The sequence below is a fragment of the Pauljensenia sp. C0254C2 genome, assembly GCF_056583835.1.
Window position 1 is genome coordinate 1 of record NZ_JBWPJO010000034.1, and the last position, 1,230, is coordinate 1,230.

Sequence of the window (1,230 nt, forward strand, 5' to 3'; positions counted from 1 at the left end):
GAGTTAATCAGACAACGAGAAAGCGAGTCAGAAAAATGGGACGAAAAGTAACCTTTGATGAAAAGAGGCAGATTGTCCGATGGACAATTGAACATAACAATAACTATAAAGCGGCTGCAGAGAAGTATGATATTAGTTACCAACGAGTTTATTCTTGGGTACGGAAGTACCGAGTAAATAGCGACTGGGAAGTACTAAAAGATAACCGTGGGCGTAATAAAGGAAAAGAGCCCACTAATGAACTAGAAAAACTAAGGAAACGAGTTCGTGAGCTAGAAGCTCGTGACCGTGAACGGGAGCTGCAAATCGCTTTCGCAAAAAAATTAGTCGAAATACGCAATCGGGAGGTGAAACGACCGGACGATATCAAGCGATTCAAGAAATGAACAATGAAGGTTATTCCATTAGTGAATTGGCCAAGGTCGCTGGAATTACTAGACAGGCTTACTACAAATGGTTGAAACATGAACCGACTAAATATGAGATTGAAGAATCGGAGATTCTCCAATTGATTAAACAGTTAGAAAATGAACATAAGCAAAGCGTTGGTTATGACAAAATGACTAGGTTAATCAAGTTAAGTCAGCAGATCTCTTATACCGTTAATAAGAAACGAGTCATTCGTATTATGAAAGGCCATAGTATCAAGGCCGACTATCGTCAGCCAACCCACAAACGTATTCAAGCCCAGCAAACTTATGAAGCTGAAAATATTCTTAACCGACAATTTGACCAAACTGCAGCTAACCAAGTTTGGGTTACGGATACGACGGAACTGAATTACGGAATCTGGCTTAATAAAGTTCGTCTACATATAGTATTAGATTTATATGGTCAATACCCAGTAAGCTGGTTAATTACACCTACAGAAACCGCTGAAGGAGTAGTTCAAGTGTTCGAGCAAGCACGGATGAAAGAAGGAGCACTAGCTCCGTTAATTCATACTGATCGTGGTGCGGCGTATACTTCCAAAGCATTTAATCAGTATTTAGTAGTTAATGGTGCCCAACACAGTTATTCAGCACCAGGGACACCGGCTGACAATGCCGTAATAGAACATTGGTGGGCAGATTTTAAGGCTATTTGGATCGCACATCTACCTAAAGCACAAACATTATTAGAACTAGAAGAACAAGTTAGAGAAGGAATTACCTATTTCACTGAAAAATTTATCTCAGCGAAGAGAAATGACCTTACCGCAGCGGAATACCGCTTTGGCAAGGCCAACTA

Annotated in this window: 2 protein-coding genes; both read left to right on the forward strand. The window is 40.3% G+C overall.

The genetic code is table 11. From position 1 onward, the window contains the following. On the forward strand, nucleotides 1-386 hold a 386-nt coding region (locus tag AC1DA5_RS10530), incomplete at its 5' end, for a helix-turn-helix domain-containing protein (protein WP_191913663.1). Beyond that, nucleotides 374-1,230: IS3 family transposase (locus AC1DA5_RS10535; RefSeq protein ID WP_480290192.1), on the forward strand; the 857-nt coding region annotated here is incomplete at its 3' end. The genes AC1DA5_RS10530 and AC1DA5_RS10535, both read left to right, overlap by 13 nt.